Here is a 16,789-nt window from a genome sequence, read left to right as displayed (position 1 = left end):
CAATGACCCAAACGATACAAGTGTAGTAAAAAAAACGACACTGCAAGGGTATAGGCATAAAAAAAGATACATGGGTGCTATATTTAAGTAATGTCATTTATGTGCGGTATTGCCACTGCATGCTTTCATGAGTATCCGTAACACCTTGTATAGTAAAACCTTGCTGATAATAAAGTGCTTTCGCTCTTGGATTATCTATCGCTACAGACAAGTAAATGGGGACTTGCCGCCCCTTGGCATCTTGCTTAAGCGCTTCTAACACTGCGGTGCCAACGCCTTTGCTACGGGTGTCAGGCGCTATCACCAAATCGACAAGCCACAAATATTCTGGCTTAACCTCTAAGGTCAGCTTGCCAATTATCTGAGCTTGGCGGCACAGGATATAATCCATTACGTTGGGGAATTGATTTTTGTAGGACATTTGTTGAAGTTGATATTGCTGCTGCAGTAGCATATCAACTGTAACTTGGGGTAATCCAAGTTGATAGAAATCGCTACGGGTAGAATAAAATAGCTGCGCCATAATAAATACGTCATCATCACTGGCTGGGCGCACATTGATATTCAATAGTGGGTTTAGCTGACTTAACATTAGTACTCCAAAAATAAGACATAGTTAGCAACTGAAGGTAGCTAACATACTTAACTTGCTGCTCTGCTGCACAATGTCAAAACATCTTGAAAATAGTGTTTATTCACATAAGGTCACCCTGCATTTTTAAGTAAGGTCCGAATTTAACTCCGAACTATTGTCACTATATGCTGTTAAATTTGTTAAATTGCGTTGAGTCACATTAGCAAAGATAATGAATTTATAAACTTATCAAAGTGACGCTTAAACATTCAGCACGCTTGTTGAGGCTAGTATATAAAGGAAGAATGACAAGTGATGGCTAAACTTTTTATCTGCAAAGGATTTATTGATGTTTAACTGGAATAACATAGATACAGTGTTACTCGACATGGACGGCACCTTGCTGGATTTACACTTTGATAACCATTTTTGGCTTACTTTAGTGCCGCAGCAATTAAGCCAACAAAGACAAATTAGCCTTGATGCGGCCAAGCAATTAGTCGAAAACGCTTACCACAAAGTGACTGGCACATTAGATTGGTATTGTTTAGATTATTGGCAGCAGCAGCTTGAGCTTGATATTCTCACTCTGCATTATTCACTTGTTGAACGCATTCAAATGCGTCAAGACAGCATGCCTTTTCTTATGGCATTGGGTGCTATGAATAAAAAACGTATCTTATTCACCAATGCCCACCCTAAAAGTTTAGCGTTAAAACTTGAGCATACTGAACTGGCACAGGGTTTAGATGCAATGTTATCAAGTCATGAAACGGGTTACCCTAAAGAGCATCCGCAGTTCTGGTTGACGGCGATTGAAAAATATCAGCTAGATCCCGCCAGATGTTTATTTATTGATGACAGTGAACCGATTTTAGCCGCATCGAAAAAGGCGGGCATAGGGTTTCAGCTAGGCATAAAGAATCCTGACAGCCAAAAAGGCCATAAGCTATTTAATGATTTTCCGGCAATTGATGATTACCATCATTTATTAGAAGAGTTACTTGCAGGCCAACATCTATAACGCTAGCCCAAGGTAGTAATGGCGCAATTGTCCATAACCTCACTGATGAAAAAAAGGGCGCTAGTGCGCCCTATCATAATCAATACTCGAACGCTCAGCACTCGCTGACGCTTATAAACCCGGAATAGCACCTTGATAGTTAATCGGATAATATCCTTGGCTATCTTGTCTACCCAAAAATGCTAAAGCTTCGGTTAAATCTTTTGGCTGAGCCGCTGTGGGTTTTATTTTAGCACTGACTTTAACCAGATTATTTTCAGCCAAAGTAATAGTGCCCACCAAACCTAATTGATTCAATTGCTCGTCGGTAGTTAATTGCACTTGACCATCAAGGCAGTTCAGACCTAAAGCAATATTACCTAATGGATATTCGCCAAATTGATTAATGACATGGGTACTGTTTAAAAACAACTTACCTTTGAGCTGCTCACACCAGGGCAGACCCTGCTCTAGCTTCTCTACCATTAAACTAATGTCACCATTTAATTGCGCTCTAAACGGCAAGCGTGCTCCCGCAACAATAAAACTATTGGGCGCATCAAAGCGTAAATTTTCAACCTGCAAACCGGAAAAAGAGTAACTGATACTGCCTTTACTGCTGACAGCCGTTGCCCGCGTACCGATTTTAAAATCAATATCTGCACGGCCAATAAACAATGCCCACGGACTTAACTGCCAACTCACCTGTTCTAATTGGCGTTGATCGATACGCACCAGATCGGCTTTACCATCCCATAAAGTACCGTCCACACCCGCAAACTGAATATTATTCGGTAATGGCGCTACGCTCACTAACAGACTGGCAGGTAAATATACAATCAAAAAAATCAAATACACCACTACAGCAATGCCAATTTTGACAAATAATTTCACAAACATTCCTTACTGAGACAACTGAATACGTCTGACATTAACAAAACCCGCCGTATCTGAATCTGATAAATCGACGCTATCTAACGTTAAACCTTTTTGATCAACCAAATTATGTAAATAGTCTAACAGCGAGTCAAATGGCACTTCGTCCATCCACAGTTGAATTTTATCATCCTGCGGCTGCATTCGAGTTATCTCTAAATTATATTGGCTGGCAGTTTGGTTCACAATCGAGCTTAAACTGCCGCTAGCTTGAACTTTCGCTCCGGCTTTTTCAAGGCCAGCTATCTTATTGGCTGTTTGCTTCACATAATTTAAGTTTTGCAGCTCAGCATTATAATTACGCTCGGCTGTTTGTTGAGCATTTGAAATAGGCGACCATACTCCCCAATACAAAATACCAATCACCACAATCACACTACAAAAACCAACTAGTTGTTGCTCTCGATGCACTAAGCCTTGCCACCAAATACGCAAATTATCCATCTTATTTGCTCCTCAAGGTTAGTGTGCTGGTAACACTGTCTTCATTACTGTTCATTGCACCGCCATCGAGCTGGAAGTCTTTACTGACAATTTCTTTAAATTTATCTAATTGGGCATAATTGTCAGCAACAACCTGCATCCTTAATTCATTACGGTTTGCATCAAAACGCAATGAGGTGGGTTTAAGTTGAGGTACACTGGAAAATGCGGGCTTCAACCCATCTAACATTTCAAAAAATGCCACTCCACCACCTTGACCTTGCATACTGCGCAACTGGCTATTGATTTGGGAGCGAATATCCACAATACGATTAATGCTTGGCGCTACAGACTTAAATATCGCCTCACTTTGAATTTTCATTGCCGCTGTCTGATGATTTAATTGAGAAATTGCCAAACCTTTATTAACGAGCGCCAATACCAAAACAGCTACCATCATAATCGCAGCATTACGCCATAACATAAGGTGTTTGCTGTATTCACGCTTTGGCTTATATGCACCTGATAATAGGTTAACCGGGGCATTCAAAATACCTTTGGCCAATACCATCATAGGGAGTTCAAGCGGCTTAGGTGACAGCGTTATATGGTTAGCGTTAAAGGTTACCCCTTCGCTATAACAGGCAACATCAATGGTCTGCTCGATAGCGGCACTTTTTTGCGCCTCTGCGACTAACTTTGGTAGCGCAAGCTCAGTCCAGGTTTTAGGCAAACTCACACCCGAACCTTCGCCAGTACGCAATAAATACTCATCACCAAAGCTCATAATAGCCCAGCGACATTGCTCAAGGGGTAAGGCTAAGCAATCTGGTACAATGCGTTTTGCTTTTAAACCTGCATCCATTAACCATGTTAGCCATAATTGCATTTGTTGATGCTCAACCGCGACCACATTAACATTGTCACCATGGCGGGTTCCTACCACAAAATGCATATTATCTACATCACTGGCAATGGACTCTTCCAGCATAAATGGCAACGCCTTAAGCGCTTGACGTTGGCCTTTTTCAGGTACCGCTATTTTAGTTAACGTCATGCTTGCTGCTGGCACTAACACATCAACAGGTCGATTACCCACACGAGCTGTTAAGCTGTTAAGACTGAGCGCATCGGGTAATTCGCCTGAAGCAATAATTTCTTGCTCCTGCTCAGACCACACTAACCATGAACATGGGTGATCTGCTGTTTTACCTAATCGGATAAATAGCCTTTCAGACACTGTTATTCTCCACCAATCTCTTACCACATCATGCGGTTGAGTTTGTTATTATTGTTGGCCACCGTACTGGCGAGTGATGACATCTAAATTATTGCCACTGCGCTTCAATACACTGTCCATTCTGAATATTGCATTATCTACTTTGGCACCTGAGTGCAGTAAAAAATAATCACTCGTAATCACAAAGCTTGAACGAAGAGTCGCTTCAGACTTTATTCCTCTAACTGAGGAGTTATCCCAAAAATCTTCTATTTTTTCAAAACCATCTGCTGGTCGCTGGTTAATAATATTTTCGGCATCGGCAATAGAAATCTGATTATCCAACATGCCTACCATTAACGCCGCTTGTTCAACTTCAATAGTATTCACATTTAGCAATTGGCGATCATCACCGGGTATTGCACAAATATAGGGTAATAGTGTTACATATATATCTTGGGTAAAGCCCAGCACTGCACGAAGCTCACTACGATGCTGCATTAATGTATTCGCTGCACGATACGGTACTTTTCGAGACTCATATTCGGCATCTTCTGCACCAAATGGACCCGATAAAGTATCTTCATCAATATAATCTTTTAGGGTATGAGTTAAGCGCTCTGCACCAAACTCATCCATGCCTAGGGCAATTAATATCCCTTGAAATTGCTTAGCCGCCAAGGTTAATTTTGGCTGCCCATTTTCAACTTCTTTTGACTCAAGCCCTACGGCATTCAAGTTGAAACAGGCACGCATATCCTGTATTTCACCGGCAATTTGGCCGTCTTCAACAGGAAAAATCACATCGGCTAATGCCCAATATTGCTGGCGATGAACGATATTACCGTCGGCGTCTTCAAAGTCTTGTTTGAGTACTTTCATTGCCAACTCTTCGCCGGACAGGGCATACCAATAAGCCTGATCATATTGTGCTAAATTAAGTGTACGACGCATTGAGAGTTGGTTGCGGCTGGTGATATTAGTGGCAATTGTCACTACCACAGCAACAATTAAAATAACCACTATCATGGCTACGCCCTGCTGCTTATGACGCCCCATCAACCTCGTCCACCATCATTACCATTGCCGACATTACGGCCATTATCATCAGTATCTTCGCCACCACTGCCAGCATTACTCTTATTATCAGATCCATTACTATCATCTGAGCCATCATTAGGCTCATTGTTATCACCGGGTTTAGGTGCTGATGCACCTTTGGGTAATAAAAACTGGCGTTGAATTTTTCCTAAACCCTCAATTTCCAGGTTAATTGCAATTCCTTTTGGCATGGTGGTGCCATCGGTTTTTCGCTCCCATTTATCATTAATATAAAATGAGTACTCTATTGATAATACATTCTCAATAATAAGCGTTTTTAATGGCTCTGCTGCACTTTCAGGCTCTGGGTAAGGATAATACCAACGTTCTAAGCGACCACCTTGAACAACATAGGCAACCGACTGGATACTGCCTCGGGGTAGAATACCATCAGGGTTTAACCAACCTAACCGATAAAACACCAATGCTTCAGTTTCTGACCCAAGTAGGTTGTCACCACTTTGAAAATAGCTGTTACTGCGTTCACCATCTAAGCCGCGAAATGTACGCGCCACAATTTGTCCCAAATCTCGCTCAATTGCGCCAAAACCTTGTTGTAACGCTTTTAAACGAACGGAGAAAGCCTTGGTCACTTCGTCGTTTTTCATTACGGTCGATAACACTGAGTTTGCTGCAAGGCCGATCATCGCAAAAATAGCGATAGCAATAAGCATCTCAAGTAAGGTAAAACCTCTATGGCCTTTAACCGCGGTTGTGAACATAACTACTCACTAGTGCCACTATGCGGGTATAACGTTGATCTTTACTCACACTGACTCGGATCATTCTGAAATTATCATCGGTGGTTTTTATCACTTCTTGACGCCAATACCACTCTTCACCTGCCAGCTCTACTTGGCCATCTTTTGAGCCAATTTCAGGAAACTTGTCTGGCAAACGCGCCTCAACCATTTGATTACTGGCAACCCATTGTCCCAATGTCCGCTCTTCTAAAATGGGCATATTGGCCATTTGTTCGCCTAAACTTTTTGTAACTGACACAGCTGCAATAGAAAATACCGCTAAGGCGACAATCACTTCTAGTAAAGTCATGCCTTTAGAGTTGTTCATCAAAATGCCCTATCGATAATCGCCCTAATGCATCACCCACAACTAATACATCAATAGGTTGTCGGTTTTCATCGTTTATTGAAAAGTTCAGCTCAAATGGAGTCATCTCACCGCTTGGAAACAACAGAATTTGAGGTTCAGGATTTTTCTTTTTATCTTCAGCACTGGGCTCGTCAATAAAGGGCTCATCAAACCAGGAATCTTGTTGCTCATCCTCTTGGTCTAGAGGCATACCATCTAACACTAAATTAAGCGTCATTCCTGGCGCTAAATCATGAACAGATAACAGCTTATCTTGCTCTATGGGTTCCCATTTAGCATCTTTATAATACACAAATTGATATGCGCTTTCGTCAACCACTATGCCAATGAATTGGCCACTTAACACGGTTTCATCGAGTACTAATTCTACTGCAACCATGAAGCGTTGAGCTTGCTTTTTTAACTCTTGCTCAGGCCCAGCACTGCCCATTGATAGGGTGACAGCCGCAGCGGCTAGCCCGATCAATAATGCAACAAGCAACACTTCTAGTAGCGTAAAACCAGATTGACGATATTTTTGCATGGTTTATTGGAAATCTTGTAAATTCCAGTTACCGATATCATCTTCAGTACCTGGTTGACCATCTGGACCTGCGCTAAAGATATCTAACTTGCCGTTTTCACCTGGGCTTAATAATAAATATTCGTTGCGCCATGGGTCCTGTGGCAAACGTTTTACATAGCCATCATCACGGTAGTTACGTGGTTCTGGCGATGATGACGGCTTTTGAACCAATGCATCTAAACCTTGATCTGTGGTTGGATAAACACTGTTATCTAGCTTGTACATGTCTAATGCGTTTTCGAGTGCAACGATGTCAGATACCGCTTTTTGCTGATCGGCTTTATCCTTGTTACCCATTAAGTTGGGAACAACCATTGAGGCTAAAATACCTAGAATAACGATAACAACCATGACCTCAAGTAAGGTAAAACCACGTTGTTTGGTTTGCTTTTGCATTGAATACTTCCTCTAAAACAGTGTTGTTAATATGATTTGGGTTAAGACTTTGCATTAACCGCTGATTAAATTGTTGAGCTCTAAAATAGGTTGTAAAATTGCCATTACAATAAATAACACTACACCTGCCATGCTAACAACAAGCAGCGGCTCAAATACGCCGATAGCAATATTGACGTTAGATTCAAATTCACGGTCTTGGTTATCTGCCGCACGTTCTAACATATTTTCTAGCTGGCCACTTTTTTCACCCGAAGCGATCATATACAGCATCATAGCGGGAAAAAGCTTAGTGTTGGTTAATGCTGCGCCTAAACTGGTACCTTCGCGCACTCTAGCACCAGCATCATCAACGGCAGCACGCACTTTCACATTTTGCAGTACTTCACTGGCAATACGCATACCATCTAATAATGGCACCGCACTAGCGGATAAAATACTTAAGGTTCGAGCAAATCGTGCGGTATTGATACTCTTACTGACCTTACCAATCACAGGAAGTTTCAATAGTAATGAATCAAACTTCATCCGCATTGCTGGCTGAGTTAATAAGCGTTTAAATACAACAAATAAGGCGACAATCACGCCGACAAGAATAAAACCGTAGTTTTGCACAAAGTCAGAAGCAAGAATTAAAAACTGGGTTGTGCCGGGTAACTCCTGTCCCATATGCTCAAATTGACCAACCACTTTAGGTACGACTGCGGCTAATAATACCGCAATGACGCCAATGGCAACCGTGGTAAGCACCGCAGGATAAATCATCGCCTGAGTCAGTTTTGATTTCAATTGTTGACGGCGTTCGGTGTAATCAGCTAAGCGATTTAACACCACTTCTAAATGGCCAGATTTTTCACCAGACGCCACCATGGCACGATATAAGTCATCAAATACATGGGGGAATTCCGCCATTGAGTCAGCAAGGCTATAACCTTCGACCACCCGTGAGCGAACCGCCATAATCATATTACCTAAACGGGCTTTTTCAGATTGTTGCCCCACAGCTTTTAAGGCTTCTTCAATCGGCAAACCTGCGGCAACTAAGGTGGCAATTTGTCGGGTAATTAACGCCAATTCCGCGACAGAGATACGTTTCTTAAATAAGTTACCAAAACTAAAACCGCCACTTTGTGAACGAGCCTCTTTATCTGCCACTTGCTGTATTTCTACCGGCATTAGGCGTTGTTCACGTAATTGACTACGGGCATGACGCGCCGAGTCGGCTTCTATCACCCCTTTTTGTTGCTTGCCTTTTTTATCAAGGGCTTTGTATTCAAACGCTGCCATTGATTATTCCTCGCGAGTGACGCGTAGTACTTCTTCTAATGTAGTTAAGCCTGCCAGCACTTTACTCATGCCGTCATGACGAATACTTGGGATGGTTTTACGGACATATTTTTCAATGGCTAACTCACCACGACCACCGTGAATAAGCTCACGCACGTTATCATCAACCACCAGCAGTTCATGAATGCCGGTACGGCCACGATAACCATTTTCGCCACAGGCTTTACAACCTTTGGCGCGGAATATAACCCGTGTGTCATTGGCGGTTATGCCTAATAGTTCACGTTCACGTTCATCTGGCACATGTGATTCTTTACATTTAGGGCATAAGGTACGAATAAGTCGCTGCGCTAATACGCCCAGTAAACTAGATGAAACCAGAAAAGGTTCTACGCCCATATCTTGCAGACGCGTAATCGCACCAGAAGCGGTATTGGTATGTAAGGTTGAAATCACTAAGTGACCCGTAAGTGATGCTTGTATGGCAATTTGCGCGGTTTCTAGATCGCGGATTTCGCCTATCATTACCACATCGGGATCTTGACGTAATATGGCGCGTAAACCTCGGGCAAATGTCATGTCGACTTTATTGTTAACCTGAGTTTGGCCTACACCTTCTAATTCATATTCGATAGGATCTTCAACGGTTAAAATATTGGTGTCTTTGGAGTTGATTTCAGTCAAGCCAGCATACAAGGTGGTACTTTTACCTGAGCCTGTTGGACCGGTCACCAAAATAATGCCATGGGGTTTACGAATAAGCTGATCGAATTGTTCGCGAATACCTGGTGTCATACCCAATTGCTGTAAATCAAGGTTACCGGTATTTTTATCTAACAGACGCATCACCACACGTTCGCCATGACTCGACGGCATGGTCGAAACACGTACATCGACCGCACGTCCAGCAATACGCAGCGAAATACGTCCATCTTGTGGTACACGTTTTTCGGCAATATCTAATCGTGCCATCACTTTAATACGTGACACTAACAAAGAGGATAACTTGCGGTTTGGTTTTAAAACTTCCTTCAAAACACCGTCAATACGGAAACGAACAATAAGTTGTTTCTCATAGGTTTCAATATGGATATCAGAGGCTTCTTCTTTAATGGCTTCGGATAACAAGGCGTTAATCAACTTAATGATTGGCGCATCATCATCACCTTCGAGCAAATCCTCTGTTTGAGGTAACTCTTCAGCTAAAGTAAACAAGTCCATCTCGTTACCAATATCTTCCATTAGCTGTTGTGCTTCTGACGAATTGGCCTGATAAGCTTGGGTTAACTTAGCTTCAAAAGTGGTTTTTTCCAATTTGAATAAGGGTAAATCTTGTCCTGTATAACGACGCGCCTCAAGCATGGCTTCAATAGGTGTCGCTTCGGTGTAAAACAACGACAACAGCTCATCTTGTTTAGCCAGCACCAATTGAAAACGGTGGGCAAACGTGAACGGTAGTCGCTCTTTGCTATTAGAGTGGAAGACCTCATCGCCTTCCACTTCTAGCGCTAACTCTTGAGATGCCTGCGCCAACGGATCCGCTGCGATATCAGTCATCATTTTGCTCACTATCATTTATATCATTTGTTTGTTTGCTTTCATTAATGCTTCTTAATGCCGGGTCAGTTTCACGCATTTGGGTTTCTAACCCTTTACCATTTTTATAACGTTCAAGTACCTGGTTAACGTCATCTGGAACATAAGTGTCTTGATCCCACTCATCCAGAATTGGCACATTAGAGTCAGGCATTAAGTTGATACCACCACTTTGCTGCTCAAGTTGCAGTGCACGGAAATAGTTATACTTACGGCCTGCTATGCCTTCCATGGTAATACCGTCACGGATAATGGTGGGTTTAATAAACACCATCAGGTTTTTCTTTTTCTTACCGCTTGAAGATGATTTAAAGAGATGACCAATAATAGGTAGATCACCTAAAAATGGCACCTTTTGCACGCTTTCTTGGACTTCTTCACTGATTAAGCCACCAAGTACCACAATTTGACCAGAATCAGCCATAACAGTCGTGGTTAAGCGGCGAGTCGCAAAGGTCACATCAACACCGGTTTTACCGTTAATACCAGACACCTCTTGTTCAATGGTTAACTTAACAGAAGTGCCTTCATTAATTTGCGGCACCACTTTTAATTTAACACCCACTTCTTTACGTTCAACCGTTTGAAAAGGGTTGCTGTTACCATTACTAGAATTTTGGCTACCGGTTAGGATAGGCACTTCATCACCGACAATAAACGAGGCTTCTTGGTTATCAAGGGTGGTAATTGACGGCGTTGCTAACACGTTTGAATTAGTGTCGCTTGATACCGCCTGGATAAGCGCACCAAAGTCACCCATTGCCACGCCCCAAGCCATGCCATTTACTTTACCTAAAGCCTGTGCAAGTAAAGTAATATCGCCCTGAGAACTCGGGTTTTGACCAATGACCTCACCTGTACTTGGATTGGTAATAAAAGTGCCTTCTTGTTCACGTGCATTCCATATCCCAGCACCAATCTCACCAATAGTAGGGCCTAGGTTATTAAACTGAGTGCCACCACCCGCTTCGGTAACCCATTGAATGCCAAAACCAACATCATCGCCTTCGGCAACTTCAACAATAATGGCTTCAACCAATACCTGCGCACGACGAATGTCGAGTTGGTTGATTACGCTTTCAATAGTGCGCATTTGATCAGGTTCGGCACTGATCACCAATGCGTTAGTATCTGCGTGGGCCATGATGTTAATTTCGCTGCGGCGTTTACTGCCACCACCTTGCGTAGCAGCACCGTCTTTATCACTTTGTAAGTTTTGCGCAAAACCGGTTAACACCTCGACTAAATCTTCAGCATTGGCATAACGTAAATAACGTACTTTGGTATTACCGGTGTTGGCTTGCTCTGCATCTAAACGTTTAATTAACTCAACTACGCGTTGACGACTTTTTTCATCACCACTGACAATCACCGCATTGGTGCGCTCGTCGGCCACCACTTTAGGTGCTTGACCAGGAAGTTGTGATTGGTTAGCACTTGAACGGTAAAGCGTGTCAATGATGCGAACGATTTCACCTGCCGAAGCAAACTCTAACGACACCACCTGGACAGCTGTATCACCTTGTTTGTCAACGCGGCGGACAATATCCACCAACTTGTTAACAACAGCGGCTCGGCCTGAAATCATTAATACGTTAGATGGATCATAGTTAACAACGTTACCGCCACCCGCATTATCATTCAATTGGCGTAATAGAGGTGCAAGCTGCTTAGCTTCGGTATTGTATAGCGCCACAATACGCGTCACCATTTCGTCACCTAAGCCAGGAGTAGAGTCGTCAGCAACCCGAATAGCGGCAGTTTTAGCATCTTTATCTTTAATGACTTTAATGACATGGTTTTCCATTTCAACCACAGCATAACCATATACTTGCAGCACATTGAGGAAAAACTGGTAATACTGATCGTCATCTAATAGATCATAACTACGCACATTAATTTTACCGCGCACGGTAGGATCGACAATAATAGTTTTATTCAGGTTTTTACCGACAATATTAATAAACTCTTGTATGTCAGTTCCTTTGAAGTTGGCAGCATATTGTTCCGACCAAGCGCCATGGGAAGCGAGCATCGCAGCACCAGCAATCATGCCTGCAATAATCTTGTGTCGAAGTCCTTTGTTATTCATTATTCTTATTCCCCTAATGCCACTACTTATTGTGGCAAGCTAAACATGATTTCGACCAATTGTCCTTCGCGTTCGACCATCACTGACATTTCCGTCAGCTCAGACAACTGCGCCATCACTTCTAATGCCTGACTCATTTCGGTCAGATCAAATCCGTTAATTGATTTAGCTAAATCACTCGGTTGGAACCCTGCTTGTTTAAACAGTTCCGCATCTTTACCTGGATTTAAACGATACCCAGCTATTTCTCCGTCTTTTTGAACGGGGGAAATAGCAATATAATCGGTAATTTTGCTTGGATCAGACAGCAATTCATCACGTGAATGAGCCAATTCAGCTGAAAGCTCACTGTTGCGCATGTCAACTTGCCTAACATCACGCGAGTTAATTTTAGCCTGCTGAAGCTGCTGATTAACATTGCTTTGCGTGGTGTATGTTAAGCCATCTAACATCAAGGTTTCATAGCGCCCCGAGTTAGTAATAATGATGCGGTCGGCGTAGACTTCTTTAAGTGAAGCAGACGTCCCTTTAATTTTATCGCCAAGGCTATAGGTTTCTTGGTTGCCGCTAGATTCAATAACAGCCAAGCCATGCTGCTCAGACGTTGATGCAACCACACCCGTTAATAAAATTGATAAGTTGGTTTTAGGTGCGTCAGTGATTTGCTCAACGACCTCAGCTTTAGGCCGACTATTATTGTTATCAACTTGACCAAACAATAATAAATTGCGCACAGCATCAAGCTCCACACGCTTGGCGGAAGAGGCCGACACAGGAGAGGGTTGCCAATTTGCCTGATTATCAGACACGGGCATTAACTTCCATGTAATTTGTGCAGCAAGCAGCAACACAATTATAAGACCTAAGCCAAAGACGATATTACTCACTTGCTTGTGAGGAATAACGGCCGCTTTGGTGATCAGTTTATCTAATAAATCCATAGGTTTTGGACCCTCTATACTTTTACAGTACAGGCCTCTGTTTTATGTTGTAATTTAGTTATAGCTACTCATGCTAACTCACACAGCAATAAGCAACAAGCCCAGAGCAGATCAATTGGCGAAATACGCCCAAATATGCTAACTTTACGCGCCTGAAAAGGGTGTGAGGCCTGCCGCTTTTTACGATGATACTTTATCGATATGACGGTAAAATGAATCAGCTTGTGAACTCAGTCCAGTTTAGGGAGGCGCTTTGAAAGACAATAAGTCCGATAAATCCACTATTAGGCTCGACAAATGGCTTTGGGCAGCTCGTTTTTACAAAACCCGCGCATTAGCCAAAGACATGATTAACGGCGGCAAAGTACATTACAATGGACAACGTACTAAATCCAGTAAGAATGCTGAACTGGGTTGCAAAATACGGATCCGCCAGGGACATGATGATAGAGAAGTGGTTATTGTAAAGTTATCGGAGCAACGCCAAGGTGCTGAAATTGCCCAAACACTTTATCAAGAAACCGAGCAAAGTATTATTAAACGTGAGTTTAACGCCGAAGCAAGACGATTGAACATGTTAAATAATCCGGTTCCCGACCATAAGCCGGATAAAAAACAGCGCAGACAGCTTATGCGCTTCAAAGAATTATAGAATTAGACGATTAATCAATTAATCAATTAATCAATTAATCGACTTATTACAGAAGAGATACGTGATGACTAACGATATATTACACCGCTACCTGTTTGATAACGCCGATGTCCGTGGTGAAATTGTTCAATTACAAGATTGTTACCAACAAGTACTATCCGCCCATGATTACCCTGTAGCAGTGCAGATTTTATTAGGTCAATTGATGGCCGCAACCTCTTTACTTACCGCAACAATTAAATTTTCTGGTGATATCAGCGTCCAGTTACAAGGTGATGGCCCAGTATCATTAGCGGTCATTAATGGCAATAACAAACAAGTATTACGCGGTGTTTCACGCTGGAAAGGTGACATTGCTGCGGATGCTAGCCTGCAAGATATGATGGGCAAAGGCTATATGGTGATAACCCTAACACCGGATGAAGGTGAGCGTTATCAAGGTATTGTTTCATTAGATCACTCGAATATGGCGGCATGTTTGGAAGAGTACTTTAACCAGTCAGAGCAGCTACCTACTCAAATCCAGCTTTTCGCTAACGGTCAACAAGCAGCGGGAATGTTGTTACAGGTATTACCCTCTAAATCAGCTGAAAATGAAGACTATGAGCACTTATCAGCAATTACTGCCACAATTAAAGCTGATGAAATGTTTACCCTTGACGCAGAACAAGTGCTACATCGCTTATATCATCAAGAAGAAGTGCGTTTATTTGATCCTGTAAATGTGACATTTAAATGCAGTTGTTCACGCGAACGCACCTCAGCAGCTATTCGTACCATTCCACAGACTGAAGTGGAGCAGATTTTAGCCGAGGAAGGTAAAATTGATATGAACTGCGAATACTGCTCAGTAATGTACACCTTTGACCGGATCGACATCGCCTCCATTTATGCCATAAGCCCAACCCACGACACAGCACAGTAACCTCACCACGTCCAAAAAGCTGAAAGGGTTTCACAAAAAAGGCGCTAAATGCGCCTTTTTTAGTCTTTGTTCTCAGTAAAAAATAGACAAACCCGAAAAACTTTCAAAAAAATTACCAAACTGTTCGTTACCCCGCTTACAACATACGTTACAATCAAGCATCTGAACGGCATAGACATATAATAATAGTCTTTCAGAAAACCTCTTTCTTATGCTTTAGAGCGAAAACGACCTATAAAATTGGAGATTTACACTATGGCGGATGTATCAAACCGCGTTCACCTTAATCCGACAACTGCGCAACTTGTTGAAATAGCGCTTCTTCGTGGCGAAGGTCAACTTACCGCAAACGGTGCATTAGTGGCAAAAACGGGCGAAAGAACAGGACGTTCACCTAACGATCGTTTTATTGTTAAAGAATCAGGCTCAGAAAGTGAAATTGAATGGGGCAAAGTTAACCGCCCATTTGATGCTGGAAAATTTGATGCGTTATGGGGCCGTGTAGAAGCTTACCTTGCAGATAAAGAATTGTTTATGTCTGAACTTGAGGTGGGCGCAGATGATGACCATTATTTACCGATAAAAGTCACTACCGAATATGCATGGCACCAGATATTCGCACGTAATTTATTTATCACGCCAAAAACCTTTAACCGTGGCAACAAAGACGTTTGGCAAATAATCAATGCGCCAGGCTTTGTTTGTGTGCCAGAGCGTGATGGTACCAACTCTGAAGCAACGGTTATCCTTAACTTTGCAGAGCGTAAAGTTTTATTAGCAGGTCTTAAATACGCCGGTGAAATGAAGAAGTCGATGTTCTCGGTACAAAACTTCCTACTACCAGCCAAAGGCGTGTTGCCAATGCACTGCTCGGCAAACGTCGGTCATGATGGCGATACCACTTTATTTTTTGGTTTATCAGGCACAGGAAAAACTACCTTGTCAGCCGATCCAAAACGTTTCTTAATTGGTGACGACGAACATGGCTGGGCACCGGGTGGCGTGTTTAACATTGAAGGCGGTTGCTACGCTAAATGTATCGATTTAAGCCAAAAGAATGAACCTGTTATTTGGGATGCTATTCGTTTTGGTACAGTGCTTGAAAACGTCGTGTTAGATGCTAACCGCGTGCCTGACTATTCAGATACCAGCTTAACCGAAAATAGCCGCGCAGCTTATCCACTTGAGCATATTGCCCAACGTAAAGAAGAAAACTGTGGCGCAGAGCCAAACTCAGTGGTGTTTTTAACCTGTGACGTCTCTGGTGTATTACCGCCGGTTTCAATACTGACCAAAGAACAAGCTGCCTATCACTTCTTGTCTGGTTACACGGCTAAAGTGGGTTCAACTGAAATGGGCTCTACTGCTGCGATTCAGTCAACGTTTTCAACCTGTTTTGGTGCGCCTTTCTTCCCTCGCCCAGCAGGCGTGTACGCTGAACTATTAATGAAGCGTATCGAGTCATTCGGTAGCCGAGTGTATCTAGTTAATACCGGTTGGACAGGTGGTCCACATGGTGTTGGTAAGCGTTTTGACATACCAACAACGCGTGCCATTGTTGATGCTATTGTTAGCGGTGAACTAAAAGATGTTGAAACAGTTCATATCGACAAATTGAATTTAGCGGTACCCGTTGCAATTACCGGCGTTGATAGCAAACTACTTAACCCAGTTAACACTTGGGCAGATAAAGCTGAATACAATAAGTATGCTCAGCAAATCGCCGAAGAGTTTGCGGCAAACTTTGTTAAATACGATGTGTCAGATGCGATTAAAAATGCTGGACCTAAAGCTTAACTCCCCTTGCTTTAGGTTACTACTTTAACCGCCAATAAGCCCTAACCTAGTTAGGGCTTATTTTTTACCCTTTCGCTACCCGTTTAAACCTGTCTCACCAACAACCTATCCTGATTAACATCATCTGAATTACCCTATTAAATAGGCTATTGGGTTAATTATCACCAAC

The 16,789-nt window shown here is 42.6% G+C and carries 17 protein-coding genes; 4 read left to right on the top strand and 13 right to left on the bottom strand.

Translation table 11 applies throughout. The features are described from left to right. Positions 1-97: 97 nt before the first annotated feature. Entirely contained in the window at positions 98-592 is a 495-nt protein-coding gene (locus FJ709_RS00570; RefSeq protein ID WP_226412462.1) for a GNAT family N-acetyltransferase, read from the bottom strand. 331 nt (positions 593-923) lie between these two features. Here FJ709_RS00570 and yrfG point away from each other — a divergent pair, with 331 nt between their 5' ends. Continuing rightward, positions 924-1,598: a GMP/IMP nucleotidase gene (gene yrfG / locus FJ709_RS00565; RefSeq protein WP_226412460.1), complete on the top strand. Its 675-nt coding sequence runs from the start codon at positions 924-926 to the stop codon at positions 1,596-1,598. Positions 1,599-1,709: 111 nt separating this feature from the next. On the opposite strand, the gene FJ709_RS00560 is transcribed toward yrfG, so the two are convergent. From FJ709_RS00560 to gspC, 12 genes are read right to left on the bottom strand one after another with little or no spacing between them, the layout of a single operon-like run. Further along, positions 1,710-2,471 carry a type II secretion system protein N gene (locus tag FJ709_RS00560; protein ID WP_226412458.1) on the bottom strand — a complete coding sequence of 254 codons (762 nt, stop codon included), beginning with the start codon at positions 2,469-2,471 and terminating at the stop codon, positions 1,710-1,712. Between the two features lie 9 nt (positions 2,472-2,480). Further along, positions 2,481-2,957 (bottom strand): type II secretion system protein M, encoded by a 477-nt coding sequence (locus FJ709_RS00555; protein ID WP_226412456.1) that lies wholly within the window; start codon positions 2,955-2,957, stop codon positions 2,481-2,483. Between the two features lies 1 nt (position 2,958). Next, complete coding sequence (gene gspL / locus FJ709_RS00550; RefSeq protein ID WP_226412454.1) at positions 2,959-4,176, bottom strand: type II secretion system protein GspL; 1,218 nt, start codon at positions 4,174-4,176, stop codon at positions 2,959-2,961. A 48-nt stretch (positions 4,177-4,224) separates the two neighbouring features. Further along, positions 4,225-5,214, bottom strand: coding sequence for a type II secretion system minor pseudopilin GspK (gene gspK / locus FJ709_RS00545; RefSeq protein WP_226412452.1), 990 nt, complete (start codon positions 5,212-5,214; stop codon positions 4,225-4,227). Further along, entirely contained in the window at positions 5,214-5,978 is a 765-nt protein-coding gene (gspJ, locus tag FJ709_RS00540; RefSeq protein ID WP_226412450.1) for a type II secretion system minor pseudopilin GspJ, read from the bottom strand. Before gspJ ends, gspK begins: the two co-directional genes overlap by 1 nt. Continuing rightward, complete coding sequence (gene gspI / locus FJ709_RS00535) at positions 5,959-6,327, bottom strand: type II secretion system minor pseudopilin GspI (RefSeq protein WP_226412448.1); 369 nt, start codon at positions 6,325-6,327, stop codon at positions 5,959-5,961. The genes gspJ and gspI overlap by 20 nt, the downstream gene beginning before the upstream one ends. Beyond that, a complete protein-coding gene (gene gspH, locus FJ709_RS00530; protein ID WP_226412446.1) occupies positions 6,314-6,892 on the bottom strand; it encodes a type II secretion system minor pseudopilin GspH in 579 nt (192 codons plus the stop codon). The genes gspI and gspH overlap by 14 nt, the downstream gene beginning before the upstream one ends. A gap of 3 nt (positions 6,893-6,895) precedes the next feature. Further along, positions 6,896-7,330 carry a type II secretion system major pseudopilin GspG gene (gene gspG / locus FJ709_RS00525; protein WP_226412444.1) on the bottom strand — a complete coding sequence of 145 codons (435 nt, stop codon included), beginning with the start codon at positions 7,328-7,330 and terminating at the stop codon, positions 6,896-6,898. Positions 7,331-7,384: 54 nt separating this feature from the next. Further along, positions 7,385-8,617 carry a type II secretion system inner membrane protein GspF gene (gspF, locus tag FJ709_RS00520; RefSeq protein WP_226412442.1) on the bottom strand — a complete coding sequence of 411 codons (1,233 nt, stop codon included), beginning with the start codon at positions 8,615-8,617 and terminating at the stop codon, positions 7,385-7,387. Between the two features lie 3 nt (positions 8,618-8,620). Continuing rightward, positions 8,621-10,177 carry a type II secretion system ATPase GspE gene (gene gspE, locus FJ709_RS00515; RefSeq protein ID WP_404829989.1) on the bottom strand — a complete coding sequence of 519 codons (1,557 nt, stop codon included), beginning with the start codon at positions 10,175-10,177 and terminating at the stop codon, positions 8,621-8,623. Further along, the gene (gspD, locus tag FJ709_RS00510) at positions 10,167-12,305 is read right to left on the bottom strand and encodes a type II secretion system secretin GspD (protein WP_226412440.1); all 2,139 of its coding nucleotides are present in this window, start codon (positions 12,303-12,305) and stop codon (positions 10,167-10,169) included. Before gspD ends, gspE begins: the two co-directional genes overlap by 11 nt. Positions 12,306-12,331: 26 nt before the next feature. Beyond that, complete coding sequence (gene gspC / locus FJ709_RS00505; RefSeq protein ID WP_226412438.1) at positions 12,332-13,246, bottom strand: type II secretion system protein GspC; 915 nt, start codon at positions 13,244-13,246, stop codon at positions 12,332-12,334. Between the two features lie 253 nt (positions 13,247-13,499). Here gspC and hslR point away from each other — a divergent pair, with 253 nt between their 5' ends. The 3 genes from hslR to FJ709_RS00490 all read left to right on the top strand — a co-directional run bounded on the left by hslR (position 13,500) and on the right by FJ709_RS00490 (position 16,620). Then, a complete protein-coding gene (hslR, locus tag FJ709_RS00500; protein WP_226412436.1) occupies positions 13,500-13,898 on the top strand; it encodes a ribosome-associated heat shock protein Hsp15 in 399 nt (132 codons plus the stop codon). Positions 13,899-13,962: 64 nt separating this feature from the next. After that, positions 13,963-14,823 (top strand): Hsp33 family molecular chaperone HslO, encoded by an 861-nt coding sequence (hslO, locus tag FJ709_RS00495; RefSeq protein ID WP_226412434.1) that lies wholly within the window; start codon positions 13,963-13,965, stop codon positions 14,821-14,823. 234 nt (positions 14,824-15,057) lie between these two features. Beyond that, entirely contained in the window at positions 15,058-16,620 is a 1,563-nt protein-coding gene (locus tag FJ709_RS00490; protein ID WP_264177976.1) for a phosphoenolpyruvate carboxykinase, read from the top strand. Positions 16,621-16,789 lie beyond the last annotated feature (169 nt).

The organism is Shewanella glacialimarina (genome assembly GCF_020511155.1).
Taxonomy (GTDB): domain Bacteria; phylum Pseudomonadota; class Gammaproteobacteria; order Enterobacterales; family Shewanellaceae; genus Shewanella; species Shewanella glacialimarina.
The sequence above is the reverse complement of the archived record's forward strand: the minus strand, read 5'-3'. Positions and strand labels throughout refer to the sequence as shown.